7 protein-coding genes are annotated in these 18498 nt (G+C 43.0%); 3 read left to right on the plus strand and 4 right to left on the minus strand.

The features are described from left to right. Nucleotides 1-22 precede the first annotated feature (22 nt). Nucleotides 23-736, plus strand: coding sequence for a transglutaminase-like cysteine peptidase (locus tag QMA12_RS13010; protein WP_087533803.1), 714 nt, complete (start codon nt 23-25; stop codon nt 734-736). Beyond that, on the plus strand, nt 736-2724 hold the full coding sequence (locus QMA12_RS13015; RefSeq protein ID WP_290209359.1) for a LapD/MoxY N-terminal periplasmic domain-containing protein: 1989 nt from the start codon (nt 736-738) through the stop codon (nt 2722-2724). Before QMA12_RS13010 ends, QMA12_RS13015 begins: the two co-directional genes overlap by 1 nt. 20 nt (nt 2725-2744) lie before the next feature. On the opposite strand, the gene QMA12_RS13020 is transcribed toward QMA12_RS13015, so the two are convergent. Genes QMA12_RS13020 through QMA12_RS13035 form a run of 4 tightly spaced genes read right to left on the minus strand, consistent with a single transcriptional unit; the run spans nt 2745 to nt 8979 of the window. Beyond that, nucleotides 2745-3332, minus strand: coding sequence for a response regulator transcription factor (locus tag QMA12_RS13020; protein WP_290209360.1), 588 nt, complete (start codon nt 3330-3332; stop codon nt 2745-2747). 31 nt (nt 3333-3363) lie between these two features. Next, nucleotides 3364-4785 carry an HlyD family type I secretion periplasmic adaptor subunit gene (locus QMA12_RS13025; protein WP_087533747.1) on the minus strand — a complete coding sequence of 474 codons (1422 nt, stop codon included), beginning with the start codon at nt 4783-4785 and terminating at the stop codon, nt 3364-3366. Next, the gene (locus QMA12_RS13030; RefSeq protein ID WP_290209361.1) at nt 4782-6920 is read right to left on the minus strand and encodes a type I secretion system permease/ATPase; all 2139 of its coding nucleotides are present in this window, start codon (nt 6918-6920) and stop codon (nt 4782-4784) included. The genes QMA12_RS13025 and QMA12_RS13030 overlap by 4 nt, the downstream gene beginning before the upstream one ends. 46 nt (nt 6921-6966) lie before the next feature. Beyond that, nucleotides 6967-8979 (minus strand): TolC family outer membrane protein, encoded by a 2013-nt coding sequence (locus QMA12_RS13035; protein WP_290209363.1) that lies wholly within the window; start codon nt 8977-8979, stop codon nt 6967-6969. Between the two features lie 230 nt (nt 8980-9209). On the opposite strand from QMA12_RS13035, the gene QMA12_RS13040 reads away from it, so the two are divergent. Further along, nucleotides 9210-18498: Ig-like domain-containing protein (locus QMA12_RS13040; RefSeq protein ID WP_290295278.1), on the plus strand; the 9289-nt coding region annotated here is incomplete at its 3' end.

Consider the following 18498-nt stretch of genomic DNA (forward strand, 5'->3'; position numbering starts at 1 on the left):
TAATTATGCAATGGCCAAGCCTATGTACGCTTTTATAAAGCGAGCTCGTGTTTGGTCGACGGGCTACCAAGGCTATATATGGCGTGGGTTATTATTAGTTTTACTCGCTAATAGCTTGGTTTTTGCTGCTCGCCTACCTATCCAGTTCAATGTTTTTTTTCAGCAAATGAATCAACAGTTTGGTCCTACAAGACTGCCAGTAGCACGAAGCTGGCAAACCATGTTAGTGCAAACTCAAAACAAATCAGAACAACAAAAAATTTTAATTGTGAACGATTTTTTTGCTCGCAACCTGCGTTACCGCACCGACATCCAACTGTGGCAACAAAAAGATTACTGGGCGACTCCACTTGAAACGCTAGGTAAAGGTTTAGGTGATTGTGAAGATTATGCCATTGCTAAATATATTAGCCTCAGAGCACTGGGTATTGATGATAATAAATTGCGACTTATTTATGTAAAAGCACAAATAGGTGGCCCACGTTCAAACAGATCGCAGGCTCACATGGTATTAGGTTACTTTGTGACGCCTAATGCTCAGCCGATGATTTTAGATAGTTTAATTACCAAGGTATTACCTGCGGCAAAACGCACAGATTTAAGCCCTGTATTTAGCTTTAATAGCCAAGGATTGTGGGCGAACAATTCAACTAAAAGTGTTGCAAATCCGACTGCGCGATTGTCGCGCTGGCGTCGGATATTAGAGCAAACACAAAGAGAAGGAGTTATGTGGTAATGGCATTATTTTCCTTATTTAAGCGTAATAAAAAAAGTAGTATCACGCTTCGCCAAGAGCTTTGGTTTGCCATTCTTATGGTGATATTAGTAGGGTTTATTAGCAGCTTGTTAATAAGTACTTACTCGGCAAAGGTCTATTTTTCGTCTCAACTGTATTTAAAAAACGTGGATAACGCGAACAGTTTAGCCTTAATGGTGAGTCAGTTAGATAAAGATCCTGTGAGCTTAGAATTGCTTATTTCGGCAACTTTTGATACGGGCCATTACCAACGCATTGAATTACAAAACCCTGCTGGGGAGGTGATTGTAAAACGCGAGTTTTCTGGTGATTTTGATACTTCAACACCAGATTGGTTTCATCATCTTTATCACTTAAATGTAGCGCCGGGGGTGTCTCAGATTAATGATGGTTGGAGCCAGTTTGGTACTGTGTATTTAGAAAGTCATAGTCAATATACTGAACAGGCACTATGGCAAAGTGCGGTAAGGTTGTTCTTTAGTTTTTTAATTGTCGCGATTGTCGCATGTATTGCAAGTAGCTATTTTCTGTCAAAAATACTACGTCCACTTGATGATGTAGTGTATCAAGCAAATGAACTGGGTAATAAGCGTTTTATAAAATCAAAAGTGCCAAATACTTATGAGTTTGCTCGTCTTGTTAGCTCAATGAACCTGCTATCTGCTCGTTTTAGTAAAATTATAAAAGAAGATAATAAGCGTCTTGAAGAGTTTAGATTTAAAAGCCAACATGATGAATTAACTGGCTTGGCCAATCGGGAGTATTTTTCTGCCACTTTAGAAGCTCAATTAAAACAGTCTGAAGATCATGCTCATGGCGCTTTATTTTTATTTCGAGTAATGAATCTTGATCAGATAAGTGAACAGCTTGGCCGTGTTGAAATGGTTAATTTTGTAAGGCGTTTTACTAAGACCTTGATCCTGTTTTTAGAAGAAAATGAAGATCGTTTCTCTGAAAACCATATTGCCCGTATGTCCCATACAGATTTTACGGTGTTATTTACCGATGTTGAAGATTTACAATTGCTTAGTGATCGGGTTTTACGGCTGCACAAAACATTAGTATCTGAATATCAGAGTGTTGATTTAGCTCTGCCTCACAGTTGCACATTTATTGAGAGTAAAGATACTCGCTTTACTTTATTAAAGCGCGTTGATGACTTACTCAAAATCGCATCAAGTGATAAATCAACACAAGCTAAATTTACCGATAATAAAAACAAAAATGAGTTATTTGATAGTGCTGATAGCTGGCGTTCAGCTATTGAAAAAGCATTAGATAACGATGATCTCGATGTTATGCTTTACCCTGTTACCAGTTTTAGCGGTAAGTTATTACACAACCAACTAACCTTGAACTTATTGTTAAACGGCGAACTTTATCGCTCGGGCTTTTATTACCAGTGGGCTAAGCGATTAAAATTACTGGCGCGATTAGATTGGGGGATCATTAAATATTTAGTGAGGGTGTTTGATGAACGTGAAGATTTAAAGCTTATATCAGTGGAAATATCCGAAGAAACGCTATTAGATGATAGCGCGCTCGCCGCTATTCTGACTTACTTGTTAGCATTTCCTAATTTAGCTAAACATATTTGTTTTGATGTAAAAGAGAGTATTGCGGTTGCTGAACTGGCTGTATTTAGAGACTTTTGCGGGCAGGTGAACAGTATGGGGGCTAAAGTCTCACTAAAACGGGTTGGTTCTGCGTTCACTAAACTTGATAAATTACAAGAACTTGGCCTTGAGATGATAAAAATAGACAGTATCTATGGTCACAAAATTAGTTATAGCCAAGATAACCAAACTTTCTTAAGAGGAATGTGTGCAATGGCTCATTCGCTTGGTATTAAGGTGATTGCAGAAGGTGTGAGTAATCCTGATGATTTAGCTATGCTTCAGTCTCTTGGTTTTGACGGTGTGGTTTCGCAACCTGTTGATGCGGCGGGTATGGAACGTAAAAAGTAACCCTAATTACAGGTTGCCTGTCAACTCCCTTTAACCGCGAGCATAAGGTGCATTCTGTCGCGTACCTTGAGCTTATTAAACACAGAACTCATATGCTCTTTGACTGTGCGTTCAGTTATGTTTAGTTGATTGGCCACTTGTTTATTAGTGGCACCAGTTACCACAATGTCTACAACCTGACGCTCTCTTTTTGTTAGGCTGTCTAGGTCGCAATCATGTTTATAATTAACAGGCTGATTTGATAGTGCGCCAACTAAATTAGACAGTAACTGACCTGGAAGCCATATACCACCACTGAGAATGGTGTCGGCAACTTGCTCAATGATTATTTGACTGGCAAAGGCTTCAATATAGCCCCTAGCACCCATCTGCAAAGCAGCCCCGAGCTCATTAATATCTAACTCTCTGGCCATGACGATTACCGGAATACGGTTTTGGCTGTATTTTTTAACTAATTCTAACCATTGAGGTATACCAGCTAATATCCAGATCACACTATCAGCAGTGATATGCTTTGGCGCTATATGTTTTATCGCACAATCAGGGTAAGCATTTTTCCAATGAGGAGAAGTCAGTTCCTTCTCGCTAATAAATAGGTGTAATCGCATTTTTACTCCAGATTTAGAATGTCAGGCTGACTTAGCGTTCAGTCATAGCTAATGAAGTAGCCCGTAAAACAGGTTTGAGTAAGTATTCTAAAACGGTTTTTTTGCCCGTAATGATGTCAACCTGAGTAGTCATACCAGGAATAATGGTTAGGTCGTCGGCAAATTGGTTTTTATTGGTTTTTAATTGCACCAAGTAAAAGGTGTTGTCACGTTCATCTGTGATAGTATCAGCGCTGATCTGCATAACTTGGGCATTGAGACCACCGTAAATGGCAAAATCATATGCACTAAATTTTATCATTGCCGCTTGGCCAGGGCGCAAAAATGCGATGTCTTTAGGGGGGATTTTAGCTTCTACAATTAATTGGTCATCAAGGGGGACTATTTCTAGTACTTCACTGCCGGGTTGTAAAATTCCGCCAACAGTGTTGACCATTAAGCGTTGTACAGTGCCATTTACTGGGGATTTTATTTCAGTCTGAGTTACTTTATCTGCGAGTCCTGACTCGGTTTCTTTTATCGACTCAAGGCGCAGTAGTGCTTCTGATAATTCGTTATTCCAACGATTTATCATGACCAGCTCAACCTCAGTTACTTTATTTTTAGCTTCATTAATCGCAGATAAACTGCGATTTATTACTGCTTTCGTTCTACTTATTTCACCTTTTAGCTCAACGGCTTGTCGCTCTAAACGAATGATGTCTATATCAGACACTGCGCCCGACTTTAATAGTGGGCGGGTCACTTGTAACTCACGATAGATTAACCTTAGAGCGTCAGTATGTTGCTTAAGTGCGGCTTGCGCTTCAATATGATCTTGACGACGTTGTTCTAACTGGCGTTTATGAATAGTGACTTGTTGGTCTAGCTCTTCTTTGTTACTGAGATATAGCGCTTCCTCATGGATCACAGCGTTGGGAGAGTCCGCTTTTAATTGCTCGTCGAAAGTTAACGGCTGCTTTTGGGTTAGCGCTTTTAATCTTGCTACTTTGGCACTGAGAGATTGTACTTTAGACTGGTTTTCACGAAAACTTGATATATATCGGGTTGGGTCTATTTTAATTAATACATCGCCAACGTTTACTATTTGCCCTTCGCGTACATTAATTTGTTCAACCATACCGCCATCATAAGATTGAATCAGCTGTAACTTATTCGAAGGGATAACTCGGCCCTCACCACGAGCTACTTCATCTAAACTTGCAAATGCAGACCAAACAATCAATAGCAGTATACTTAAACAAATTAAGTACAGCAGTAGCCGTGCCCGCGCGGGTTGTTGTTGCATTTTTTCCCATTGCGCATCGACCACCCAATCTTGGCTGTTAGGTGGTGATAACCAGTTTTTAAATAAACCATTAAATATGGAAGGTTTGCGACCTTTTGATGCTTCAATAGCACGACCCATCGATTCAAATGAACGTTGTTCTAGAGGTGGTTTTTTGTCACTCATGAAGCACGCTCCACAGGTCTGTTATTTAATGATGCGATAACTTTGTCTTTAGGGCCATCTGCAACTATTTTACCGTTATCTAATACAATCACCCGATCAACAAGTTCCAGTAGAGAGGTTCTATGTGTAACAACTATAAGGGTTTTTTCCGCACTGTGTTGTTTCAGGTTTGCGATAATTCTTGCTTCGCTGGCATGATCCAACGCAGAGGTTGGTTCATCCAAAATAAGTATTGGTGGATCATTTATAAGCGCTCTTGCGATACCTACGGCTTGGCGTTGGCCACCAGATAATAACCGGCCTTGTTCGCCGACCTGTAAATCAAAGCCGTCAGGGTGGGAGTTAATTAAATCAAATAGCTGGCTTTGTTCGCATGCAGAGATAATTTGCTCGTCTCTAGCATGCCAAGCACTTAAAGTTATATTGTCTTTTAAGGTGCCATAGAACAAAGAAACGGTTTGCGGTACGTAGCCAATATTGTGGCGTAATTCAGCTGGGTCTATTTGGTGGATATCCGTATTATCCACAGCTATCGATCCGGCGGTTGGTTCGTATAATCCTAAAATAAGTTTTTCTAAGGTACTTTTACCTGAGCCATTACGCCCTAAAATAGCTACTTTTTCACCTGCTTTTATACTTAAATTTATTCCTGAGAGTGCGTCATTACTTTCATCAGAATATTTAAAGCGTACATCTTTAAATTGAATATCGCCTCTTAAAACAGGGTGGCTCAACCAATGCTTTCCCGGTGGACGTTCTACTTCATGTTCCATAATTTCATTGAGTGAATGCATTGCGATTGCCGCATGATGAAATTGGGCCAAAACGGCGGCAGATTGCCCGATAGGGCCCATTGCCCTCGATGACAATAAGTAAGCTGCAATTAAGCCACCTTGAGTGAGATCGCCGTTAATTACTAAATGAACACCGATGATCATAATGATCACTCCCACTGATTGCTGCACCCATGCTGCGGTTGTTGAAATAGATCCTGATATAAGCCTACTTTGTGCATTTACACGGGCAATAAAAATGGTCGATTTTTCCCAGATAGACTGGGTTTTACATTCGCTATGAAAGCTTTTCACGTCTTCAATATTGGTGAGGCTTTCAACCAAGGTTGCATTTCGCATTGAGCTTGCTTTCATGGTTTGCTCAGAAAGAGCTTCTAATTTGCGGTGTGCTGCTAACGCGTAAAAGAGTAGTAGCAAAGCACCAACGATAATAGGAATGCTCAGGGGGACGCCGATTATCGCAATAACGGTGATGTATAAAAGTACAAACGGAAGGTCCACCAAGGCGATCAACGTAACTGAGCTAAAAAAGCTTCTTACAGATTCAAATGATTGAATATTACTCGCAAATGATCCTGCTGAGGCCGGCCTGTTTTTTAACTTCATGCCGAGTACACGCTCCATGATCACCGCCGATACTTTGACATCAATTCTGCTGGCAGCAAGTTCAACAAAATAGCTTCGTACTAGGCGCAGAGCAAAGTCAGCTGTGAGGGCGATTAAAACACCAATTGCTAATACCCATAATGTTTCAACTGCTTGATTTGGCACAACTCGGTCGTATACGTTCATTACAAATAATGGCATGGCAACAGACAATAACCCGAGGGCAACAGCTGATATAATCACGTCTTTATAAAGTGATCGACACTCTTTTATGACACCCCAAAACCAACCATCTTTAGAGAGCTTTTGTAAGACCGGCGAACGAGCGTCGAAGGCAAACTCGGGTTGTGCATAGATAATAATATCAGTGGTGTTTTGACTTAGCTCTTCAATACTTATGTGTACTGCTGAGTCACTCAATTCAGGGTAAATTACCTCTACCATTGCAGTATCTGTGTCTACAGAGGTCACAACGCAAGCTTGATTATCGCTAAGTAATAATATAGCGGGTAATAACGCAGCGTTTATTTTAACAAGTGGTTTATTAACCACTTTTGTTTTAAAACCTATACGCTTTGCAGCCCTCGAAAAACCTGACGGAGTGAGGTTGCCTTGCTCAAGGGGTAAGCCACTTAATAAAGTTTCACGGGAGAACTCGCGACCATGGCAATGGCATAAAATTGCAAGGCAATCTACCAACACGCCACCATGGCTTGTTACATCATCTATTTCCATGTAATGACCAACGTTGTAATTCAGTTTGCAGAACTAATTAGCTTAATTAGAATCCATTGCTTGCAGCTAAACTGCCGCTAGTATCTGTTATGATGGCCTCTATGCGTCGGTTAGCAGCATTTGCACGTACAGATATTTCCTGTATTTTTGGCAGATCAGTTCCATACCCCAAAGATTTAACTCTGCTTGGGCTAATACCGTATTGCTGAGTGAGTATTTGTGCAACCGAAAAGGCTCGTCTTTCAGAGAGTTTACGGTTGTATAATGCAGGACCCTCTAATGAGGCATGGCCTTGGATTTCAACTTTTTTGTTGGGGTGTTGAGTTAAAAAGTCAGCTAACCGTTGTATTTCTTGCATGTATTGTGGGCGTACCTCACTGGAGTCGGCTGAAAACGGGATGCCAATTTCTACATTGGCAGAATCAGCTTTATATTTTGTGCAGCCTGTTTCGTCAACGTCAGTAAAAGCAGGTGTTGCTGGACAGCCATCATTTTCGTTAGCAACACCATCACCATCATCATCTTGAAAGTCACTCATACTGTTTAATGTCGTATTTAATGCTGGTGCCTCTAAGTACCTTGGCATTGCGGTCACTGACATATAGGCGTTATCTTGCATTTTCTTTTTTTGTAAAAAAGCTTGGCGGTTTATAGTTGCTCCAACGTCATATTTAGGACAAATAGTTTCAGGGTTGTGCGCAAGCGGATCGTCAGTTAAATCACTTATTTTAGGAAATTTATCTGATGTAACATTGAGTGTAGGTAAAAGTTTACCCATTTGCGCTAGCATGGTTAGAATCGCTTCTTGGCGCTCATAAAGTGCCGAGATATATGAGCGGGTAGATTGAAAAGATTCGTTCTCTGCATCAAGGACGTCAAGCAATGTACGTTGGCCAATATCAAACTGATCTTTGTAGGCAAATTTCACTTTATTAGATGAACGCTTGTGTTGCTCTAATGCTGGTAGTTTGCTTTCAAGTACTTTCACATTATTATAAGCTATTTGTAGGCTTTGTCTTATCTCTATGCATGACTGATCACGCTGGTATTTTGCAACATTAACCTCTTGATATGCTTGTTCTAAATTAGCACTATCAAGGCCTCCTTTGTACAAGTTATAGCTAACATCTATACCGACTCGTGCTTCTGTACGTGTTTCATTAAATCCAAGTTCATCACGGTCTTGTGTGCCATAACGAGCTGATAAATCAACATTTGGGTGAAATGCAGATTTTTGTGCTTGGGCATTCGCCTCTTGTGCGGCAATATTATATAACGACGCATAAAAGTCGTGGCTGTTTTTATAAGCGATATCAAGAGCTTGATTTATTGAAATCGGTATACTGTCTTCGCTTAGCCTTGCCTCAACTGTGCCTTGTTGAGGTAGTTCACCAACAACTCTTAAATAGCGGGCACTTACATCATGTAGGTTTGCATATTCGGTCATTACGTTTGATTGGGCTAATGAGAGACGGCCACTTATTTGTTCTAAATCGGCAGCACGGGCTACGCCTGCACCAACACTTTGTTCGATTTGTTGATACACAGACTCGTGCTCTTTTAGGTTTTGTTGAGCAAGTTCAACTAAGCGAGTGAACTTTTGTACATCGATGTATGCTGCGCTGGCCTCTAATGCGATTTGTTCTGCTTGCGACATCATTTCAAAATAACGAATTAGTTGAATACGCTCAAAGCGCTCTACTGTATTTGATGTTCTAAAGCCATCGTATAGCATTTGCCCTAGAGTTAACTCTGCAGTATTACGATTGTATTCGTTTTCGACGCCGTAGTTGCGTTTTTCATAGCCAGCGCTAACAGTGGCATCTACAGTGGGCAAATAGCCCGAATAAGCGGCATCAACACCATACACTGATGCCTTAAATGCATGCCATGCTTGTTGTACTTCAGGGTTATTAGAAATTGCTTTGTCAGCAACATAGGTTAAAGGCATTAAGGAAGTTTCCTCCGCATGCACTTTAGGTATAACTCCATTTATGGCTAAAGTTAGGCCAATAGCCAAGATAGTTTTACTTTGCTTTATGCTATTTTTTCTAATCATTGCATCCTCTTAGATCAGTTAGAAGCACCTCTAATTAAGTTTTAGACAATGAAGTTAAATAGTGCAAACCTAATTATGAAGTAGCATAAAAATTAATTTATACCACCTATTTTAGTCGTATTTTTTTAATTCTTTTTTTGTAGCCCTGTACTTTAGTCCAGTAGCTCTTTAGTACGGTTTGTCTAAATTTTATCTATATAGCAAATTTTTTTGACTGAGTAGGTGAAATCATGGATGCAAATCAATTATTAGTTATTGACGTACAAGGCACAGTACAGGTTGCTTTAGACGATGGCTCTTTTCGCACGCTAACATTAGGCGACACAGTGACTGTTGGCGAGATTGTTGTAACTGCAGCAAACTCTTCGTTAATAATCGATGTCAAAGGTTTGTCACTCGCGATACCTGCAAATCAAAGAGTTAAAATTACGCCTGATTTAATGGCACAAGCCGCTCGAGATGACTCTGAAACCACCTTGTTTGATGAATCAATTGATGATGCTATTGCTAGTTTGAACTCACCCGAAGCACAAGACCCCACAGATACACAAAATCCAGATGTAACAGACTTTTTGCAAGCGTTAGAAGGTGATGGAGATATTCTTGACGCTTTAGATGCAACTGCTGCTGGTGGCAATACACCGGGTACGTCTGGTGGTGGTACATCCTTTGTTACATTGACTCGAATTGCTGAAGCTTTGAGTAATAACGGTTTATCGTTTGATGATAGTTACGAAAGTTTTAATGATGGGATTTTTAGTTTAAGAGATACCACCGATGGCGTGTTACCAGAGACCAATCAATTGGCATCATTAACTATTAACGACTTGGGTTTGATAAACAATGCGCAACCTGTGATCACCGGTACGAGTGAAAATCTGGCTGGCCAAGCTGTTACTATGATAATCACGGATTCTGCAGGGGAGACGCAAACTTTAGTTGTCGTAATTGAAGAGGATGGTACATTTTCAGCTGCTGTAGAAGAGCCACTAATAGATGGCCCTATTGTGATAGATGCGACAGTTACAGATTTAGATGGAAATCCGATTACCGAGACAATCACCGCAGAGATTGATACCACGGCACCTGTTGTGAGTATTAATGCATTAGCTGACTCATCTTCTGAAATAGTGACAATAAGTGGCTCTGTGGCAGGTGTGGCGGCGGGTAATAATGTGCTCGTGACGGTGACTGATAGCGCAGGGCAAGTTCAAAATTTTACTGTTGTTATAGACGAGCAAGGTAATTGGTCATTAACAACACAAGCCTTATCTGAAGGTGCTTATACCGTTGATGCTGTTGCAACTGATGATGCAGGCAATCAAGGCGTTGACTCTACTTTAGCGATAGTAGATTTAACTGCCCCCATCATCACTATTGATGCTTTAGCCCCATCAAATAACACAACCCCTGTTATTAACGGTGGGGTGAGTGGGGTGTCTGTTGGCAGTCTAGTTACAGTTAGTGTTTTAGATGCAGCAGGAAACGAACAGACCTTTACTAGTATAGTGGATGACAATGGTCGTTGGTCAATTGAAGTTTCCGAGTTATTAAGTGAAGGAGAGTACACAGTTACGGCTCAGGTAGCAGACTCTGCGGGTAATCAAGCTTCGGATACAGCGATAAATCAGATAGATTTGACAGCTCCTACGATTAATATTTTACCGCTTGATGATTCTCAAAATACTACTCCAATAATTACAGGTTCAGTGCAGGGAGTCCCTCAAGGAACTGTAATTATAGTTATGGTTACTGACTTTAATGGCCAAGAGCAAACATTTACCGTTTTAAGTAATGCTGATGGTAGCTGGGCAGTCAATGTATTAAATGAATTGTCTGAAGGTGAGTTTAGTATTTTAGCTACTGTTACGGATGCAGCTAATAACCAAGCGCAAGATATTGAAAGAGCCTTAATTGATTTAACTGCTCCTGAAATCACTATTTCATCAATCGCTGACACGAATGACACAACACCTACCTTTTTTGGTCAAGTTGAAGGTGTAGAACCTGGCACAATACTGACTATTGATGTTGTGGACAGTGCTGGTGTGTTACAGCAATTAACAGCACAAGTTGATAACGACGGTCGTTGGAGTATTGAAGCTTCACTAGCCTTAGCTGAGGGAGAATTTACTGCAACTGCTTCAGTGTCTGATACAGCAGGTAATAGCGCATCGGCACAAACTGTCGGTCAAATTTCATTTTCAGCTATAACAATCGCTATAAATGCAATTGCTGATTCTAATGATACGACTCCATTTTTGAGTGGTACAACTGAAGGGGTTGCATCTGGTAGTACAATTTCACTTGCCATTACAACTAGTGATGGTAATACATTTTCGTTGCTAGCTATTACTCAAGCTGACGGCTCCTGGTCTATTCAACTTAGAGAACCTTTACCTGAAGGAGACTTTACAGTCGTTGCAACGGTTACAGACCCTCAAGGTAATGAAGCACAAGCGAGCGCCGTTGGTAATATAGATTTAACCGTGAGTATTAATTTTATTATTGATACAAATGATACTACACCTGTTATTTCTGGTTCAACTCAAGATGTGGAGCCTGGCGCGCTGGTGACCGTTACTTTTGTTGGCAGTAATGGGCAAGCTGAAATAATAGAGGTACTTACAGATGAAAATGGAAATTGGTCTGTAGAAGCAAGTATTCCACTTGCTGAAGGTGAGTTTACGGTATCTGCTACTGTGACAGATGCTGCAGGTAATACTGCACAAGCAACTGAAGTTGGAGTAATCGATTTAACCGACCCAACGATTCAAATTAATCCTATTGCAGATACAAATGACACGACTCCTTTAATCTCTGGGACTGTTTTAGATGTAGACGCTGGTACAGTTGTTACATTACTAGTTACGGATAGCAATGGTGCTCAACAAACACTAACAACGACAGTGGATTTAAATGGAAACTGGCAAGCAGATGTTTTAAACGAGCTTGATGAAGGTGATTTTACTGTCACTGCAAGTGTTTCTGACGCTGCGGGTAATAGCAGTACTGCAACAGCAACAGGCACTATTGATTTAACGTCTCCTGAAGTTTTCATTGACTTTATTGGTGATATAAGTGATTTAACGCCTACTTTAACTGGTACGACACTCGGTTTACCTGATGGAAGCACCGTTACTCTGACTATTACGGATAATGCAGGAACAGTACAAGTGCTAACTACGACCATTGCATCGAATGGACGTTGGTCTATCGAAGTTAGTAATGAGCTAGCAGAAGGCGAATTTGACGTTGTTGCAGATACTCAAGATGCTGCAGGCAATACAGCTCAAGATATTAGTACAGGTAATATTGATACTACAGCGCCGACGATTAACATAGCTGACTTTACAGATACTAATGATGTTACACCTATTATATCTGGAAGTGTTTCAGGTGTTGCTGTTGGTACGTCCGTTACTGTTATTGTTATTGATAGTGATGGGAATCAACAATTATTAACGACAGTTGTTAATGCTGATAGCAGCTGGCAAGTAGGAGTGAATAAATTACTTTCTGAGGGTGAGTTCACAATAACAGCAACAGTTTCTGATAGCGCTGGAAATGAAGCTATTGATTCAACTGTTGGTGTGGTTGATTTAACTGCCCCAATCATTAATTTAGATTCAATTAATGAGGGGGCAGACAGCACTCCTGTTATATCAGGGCAAGTACAAGGAGCTACTACAGGGTCAATCGTTAGCTTGATAGTTACTGACTCTGACGGTGTTGAGCAGCAACTCATGACTCATGTTTTAAGCGATGGTAGCTTTTCAATTGAAGTTCCTAATAGCTTAGCTCAGGGAGAGTTTTTGGTCATTGCTACTGTGGCTGATGCGGCAGGGAATGAAGCTTCAGATTCACAAACTGGCTTGATTGATTCAAGTTTACTTTCTATTTCAATCAATGTTATTGGCGAAACAAATGATACTACTCCAACAATTTCAGGTAGTACCCAAAATACGATGCAGGGCGATCAAGTAGCCATAATCATCACCGCACAGAATGGTCAAACAGAAACGTTATTTACTGTAGTTGATGCCCAAGGTAATTGGACTGTTACACCAACACAAGAGTTAGTTGAAGGAGAGTTTTCAATTACGGCCACTGTAACTGATAGCTTTGATAATGAAGCAAGTAATAGTTTAACGGGTGTTATTGATGTGACAGCGCCGAGTATTACTCTTAATTTTGACTCTTTAACGAATGATAGCACTCCACTATTTAATGGAACAACAGATGCGCCAATAGGTAGTGAAGTGACACTGGTTATTACAGACAGCGCTGGAAGTATATATACATTAGTGGCGCTGGTGGACGCCAATGGTAATTGGGCAATAAGCCCTGAACTCCCATTAGACGAAGGGGAGTTCACAGTTACAGCCACAATTTCAGATGAGGCTGGAAACCTAGCATCAACTTCAGGCAGTGGTGTAATTGATATTTCAGCACCAATTATTTCTATTGATAGTATTGGCGCGGTAAATGATCCAACCCCGACTATTAGTGGGCAAACAGATGAGCCTGTAGGTAGTACGGTAAGTATCACTGTTTCAGATGGCTTGAATACATATACCTTTACAGCAATTGTTAGTGTTGATGGGAGTTGGAGTGCAGATGTACCAGAGCCACTACTGGATGGCGAAATTACTGTTGCAGCAAGTATTACTGACTCCGCCGGAAATCAGGCTCAAGCAACATCGTCGTTTGATCTAACTAGTGAAGCTCCTAGTTTTAACATTGATGCATTATCTGACACCAATGATACAACGCCAACTATTACAGGTTCTAGTGATGAAATAGGCGCGACAGTAACTTTAACTGTCACAGATGCCGATGGCACAGAGCAAAACCTAACTGCTACAGTACAAGCTGATGGTACCTGGTCAGTAGATGTGCCCACTGATTTAGCCGAAGGTGCGTTTACCGTTGATGCCAGCGTGACGGATGCAGCCGGTAATACCGCCAGCGATTCAGAAACCGGCGGCGTGATTGATACGCAAGCGCCCACATTTGATATTGATCCATTAAGTTCGACGAATGACACCACCCCAACGATAACAGGCTCCAGTGATGAAATTGGCGCGACAGTGACTTTAACTGTGACAGACGCAGCCGGTGTGGAACAAAACCTAACTGCCACAGTACAAGCTGATGGTACGTGGTCAGTGGATGTACCGACAGAGCTTGCTGAAGGTGCGTTTACCGTTGATGCGAGCGTGACGGATGCAGCGGGTAATACTGCCAGTGATACAGAAACCGGCGGCGTGATTGATACGCAAGCGCCCACGTTTGATATTGATCCAATTAATGCCACCAATGATACAACACCAACTATTACAGGTTCTAGCGATGAAATAGGCGCGACAGTGACTTTAACTGTGACAGACGCAGCCGGTGTGGAACAAAATCTGACAGCGACAGTACAAGCCGATGGTACGTGGTCAGTAGATGTGCCCACTGATTTAGCCGAAGGTGCGTTTACCGTTGATGCCAGCGTGACGGATGCAGCCGGTAATACTGCCAGTGATACAGAAACCGGCGGCGTGATTGATACGCAAGCGCCCACGTTTGATATTGATCCAATTACAGCGACGAATGACACTACACCAACCATTACTGGCTCCAGTGATGAAATTGGCGCGACAGTGACTGTGCTTGTTACTGATGTCGCGGGTAATGAACAAAATCTGACAGCGACAGTACAAGCCGATGGTACGTGGTCAGTGGATGTACCGACAGAGCTTGCTGAAGGTGCGTTTACCGTTGATGCGAGCGTAACTGATGCAGCGGGTAATACTGCCAGCGATACAGAAACCGGCGGCGTGATTGATACGCAAGCACCCACATTTGATATTGATCCATTAAGTTCGACGAATGACACCACTCCAACTATTACAGGTTCTAGCGATGAAATAGGCGCGACAGTAACTTTAACTGTCACAGATGCCGATGGCGCAGAGCAAAACCTAACTGCCACAGTACAAGCCGATGGTACGTGGTCAGTGGATGTGCCAGCTGATTTAGCCGAAGGTGCGTTTACCGTTGATGCCAGCGTGACGGATGCGGCGGGTAACACGGCCAGTGACAGTGAAACAGGTGGCGTGATTGATACGCAAGCACCCACATTTGATATTGATCCATTAAGTTCGACGAATGACACCACCCCAACGATAACGGGTTCTAGCGATGAAATAGGCGCGACAGTGACTTTAACTGTGACAGATGCGGTGGGTGATGAACAAAATCTGACAGCCATAGTACAAGCTGATGGTACGTGGTCAGTGGATGTACCGACAGAGCTTGTTGAAGGTGCGTTTACCGTTGATGCCAGTGTGACGGATGCAGCTGGCAATATCGCAAGTGATACAGAAACCGGCGGGGTGATTGATACACAAGCGCCCACGTTTGATATTGATCCAATTAATGCCACCAATGATACAACGCCAACTATTACAGGCTCCAGTGATGAAATAGGCGCGACAGTGACGTTAACCGTGACAGATGCAGCAGGTAATGAACAAAACCTAACTGCCACAGTACAAGCCGATGGTACCTGGTCAGTAGATGTACCGACAGATCTTGCAGAAGGGAGCTTTACGGTAGGTGCCAGCGTAACGGATGCAGCCGGTAATACTGCCAGTGATACAGAAACAGGTGGCGTGATTGATACACAAGCGCCCACGTTTGATATTGATCCAATTAATGCCACCAATGATACAACACCAACTATTACAGGCTCCAGTGATGAAATTGGCGCGACGGTAACGGTGCTTGTTACTGATGCAGCGGGTAATGAACAAAACCTAACTGCCACAGTACAAGCCGATGGTACGTGGTCAGTGGATGTGCCGACTGATTTAGCTGAAGGTGCGTTTACGGTAGATGCCAGTGTGACGGATGCAGCGGGTAATACCGCCAGCGATACAGAAATCGGCGGAGTAATTGATACGCAAGCGCCCACGTTTGATATTGATCCAATTACAGCGACGAATGACACTACACCAACTATTACAGGTTCTAGCGATGAAATAGGCGCGACAGTAACCTTAACTGTCACAGATGCCGATGGCACAGAGCAAAACCTAACTGCCACAGTACAAGCCGATGGTACCTGGTCAGTGGATGTACCGACAGAGCTTGCTGAAGGTGCATTTACCGTTGATGCCAGTGTGACGGATGCAGCCGGTAATACCGCCAGCGATACAGAAACAGGTGGCGTGATTGATACACAAGCGCCCACGTTTGATATTGATCCAATTACAGCGACGAATGACACTACACCAACCATTACTGGCTCTAGCGATGAAATTGGCGCGACGGTAACGGTGCTTGTTACTGATGCCGCGGGTAATGAACAAAACTTATCTGCCACAGTACAAGCCGATGGTACGTGGTCAGTGGATGTACCGACTGATTTAGCTGAAGGTGCGTTTACCGTTGATGCCAGCGTGACGGATGCGGCGGGTAACACGGCCAGTGATACAGAAACGGGCGGAGTAATTGATACCCAAGCGCCCACGTTTGATATTGATCCAATTATAGCGACGAATGACACCACGCCAACCATTACAGGTTCCAGTGATGAAATTGGCGCGACAGTGATGTTAACCGTGACAGATGCAGCAGGTAATGAACAAAACCTAACTGCCACAGTACAAGCCGATGGTACCTGGTCAGTGGATGTGCCGACTGATTTAGCTGAAGGTGCGTTTACGGTAGATGCCAGTGTAACTGATGCAGCCGGTAATACCGCCAGCGATACAGAAACCGGCGGCGTGATTGATACACAAGCGCCCACGTTTGATATTGATCCAATTACAGCGACGAATGACACTACACCAACCATTACTGGCTCTAGCGATGAAATAGGCGCGACAGTAACTTTAACTGTCACAGATGCCGATGGCACAGAGCAAAACCTAACTGCCACAGTACAAGCTGATGGTACGTGGTCAGTGGATGTACCGACAGAGCTTGCTGAAGGGAGCTTTACGGTAGATGCCAGCGTGACGGATGCGGCGGGTAACACGGCCAGTGATACAGAAACGGGCGGAGTAATTGATACCCAAGCGCCCATGTTTGATATTGATCCAATTACAGCGACGAATGACACTACACCAACCATTACTGGCTCTAGCGATGAAATAGGCGCGACAGTGACGTTAACCGTGACAGATGCCGATGGCACAGAGCAAAACCTAACTGCTACGGTACAAGCCGATGGTACGTGGTCAGTGGATGTACCGACAGAGCTTGTTGAAGGTGCGTTTACTGTTGATGCCAGCGTGACGGATGCAGCCGGTAACATGGCCAGTGACAGTGAAACAGGTGGTGTGATTGATACCCAAGCGCCCACGTTTGATATTGATCCAATTAATGCCACCAATAATACAACGCCAACGATAACGGGCTCTAGTGATGAAATAGGCGCGACAGTGACTTTAACTGTGACAGATGCGGTGGGTGATGAACAAAATCTGACAGCGACAGTACAAGCTGATGGTACGTGGTCAGTGGATGTACCGACAGAGCTTGTTGAAGGTGCGTTTACCGTTGATGCCAGTGTGACGGATGCAGCTGGCAATATCGCAAGTGATACAGAAACCGGCGGGGTGATTGATACACAAGCGCCCACGTTTGATATTGATCCAATTAATGCCACCAATGATACAACGCCAACTATTACAGGCTCCAGTGATGAAATAGGCGCGACAGTGACGTTAACCGTGACAGATGCAGCAGGTAATGAACAAAACCTAACTGCCACAGTACAAGCTGATGGTACTTGGTCAGTGGGTGTGCTCACTGATTTAGCCGAAGGTGCGTTTACCGTTGATGCCAGCGTGACGGATGCAGCCGGTAACATGGCCAGTGACAGTGAAACAGGTGGCGTGATTGATACACAAGCGCCCACGTTTGATATTGATCCAATTAATGCCACCAATGATACAACGCCAACTATTACAGGCTCCAGTGATGAAATAGGCGCGACAGTGACGTTAACCGTGACAGATGCAGCAGGTAATGAACAAAACCTAACTGCCACAGTACAAGCCGATGGTACCTGGTCAGTAGATGTACCGACAGATCTTGCAGAAGGGAGCTTTACGGTAGGTGCCAGCGTAACGGATGCAGCCGGTAATACTGCCAGTGATACAGAAACCGGCGGAGTAATAGATACCACCGCACCGAGTGTGAGTATTAGCGCACCAGAACTAACGAACGACAACACACCGCTGGTAACGGGCACATCAGACTTAGCCAACAGCGATATTATCGTGACCTTCACTGACAGCAATGGCAGTCACAGTGTGACGGTGCAAACGGATGACAATGGTCAATGGCAGGCAGAAGCCAGCCAAGCATTAGCGGATGGCAACTACAGTGTCAGTGTCAGTCTCAGTGATGCCGCAGGGAATACTGGCACCGCCAGTGATAGTGGGGTTGTTGATACTATTCCACCGGCACTTGCGTTTACGCCAACCTTCTTGTTAGGTCAAGTTGTGACATTAT

The sequence above is a fragment of the Pseudoalteromonas sp. APC 3893 genome, from assembly GCF_030408095.1.
Taxonomy (GTDB): Bacteria; Pseudomonadota; Gammaproteobacteria; order Enterobacterales; family Alteromonadaceae; genus Pseudoalteromonas.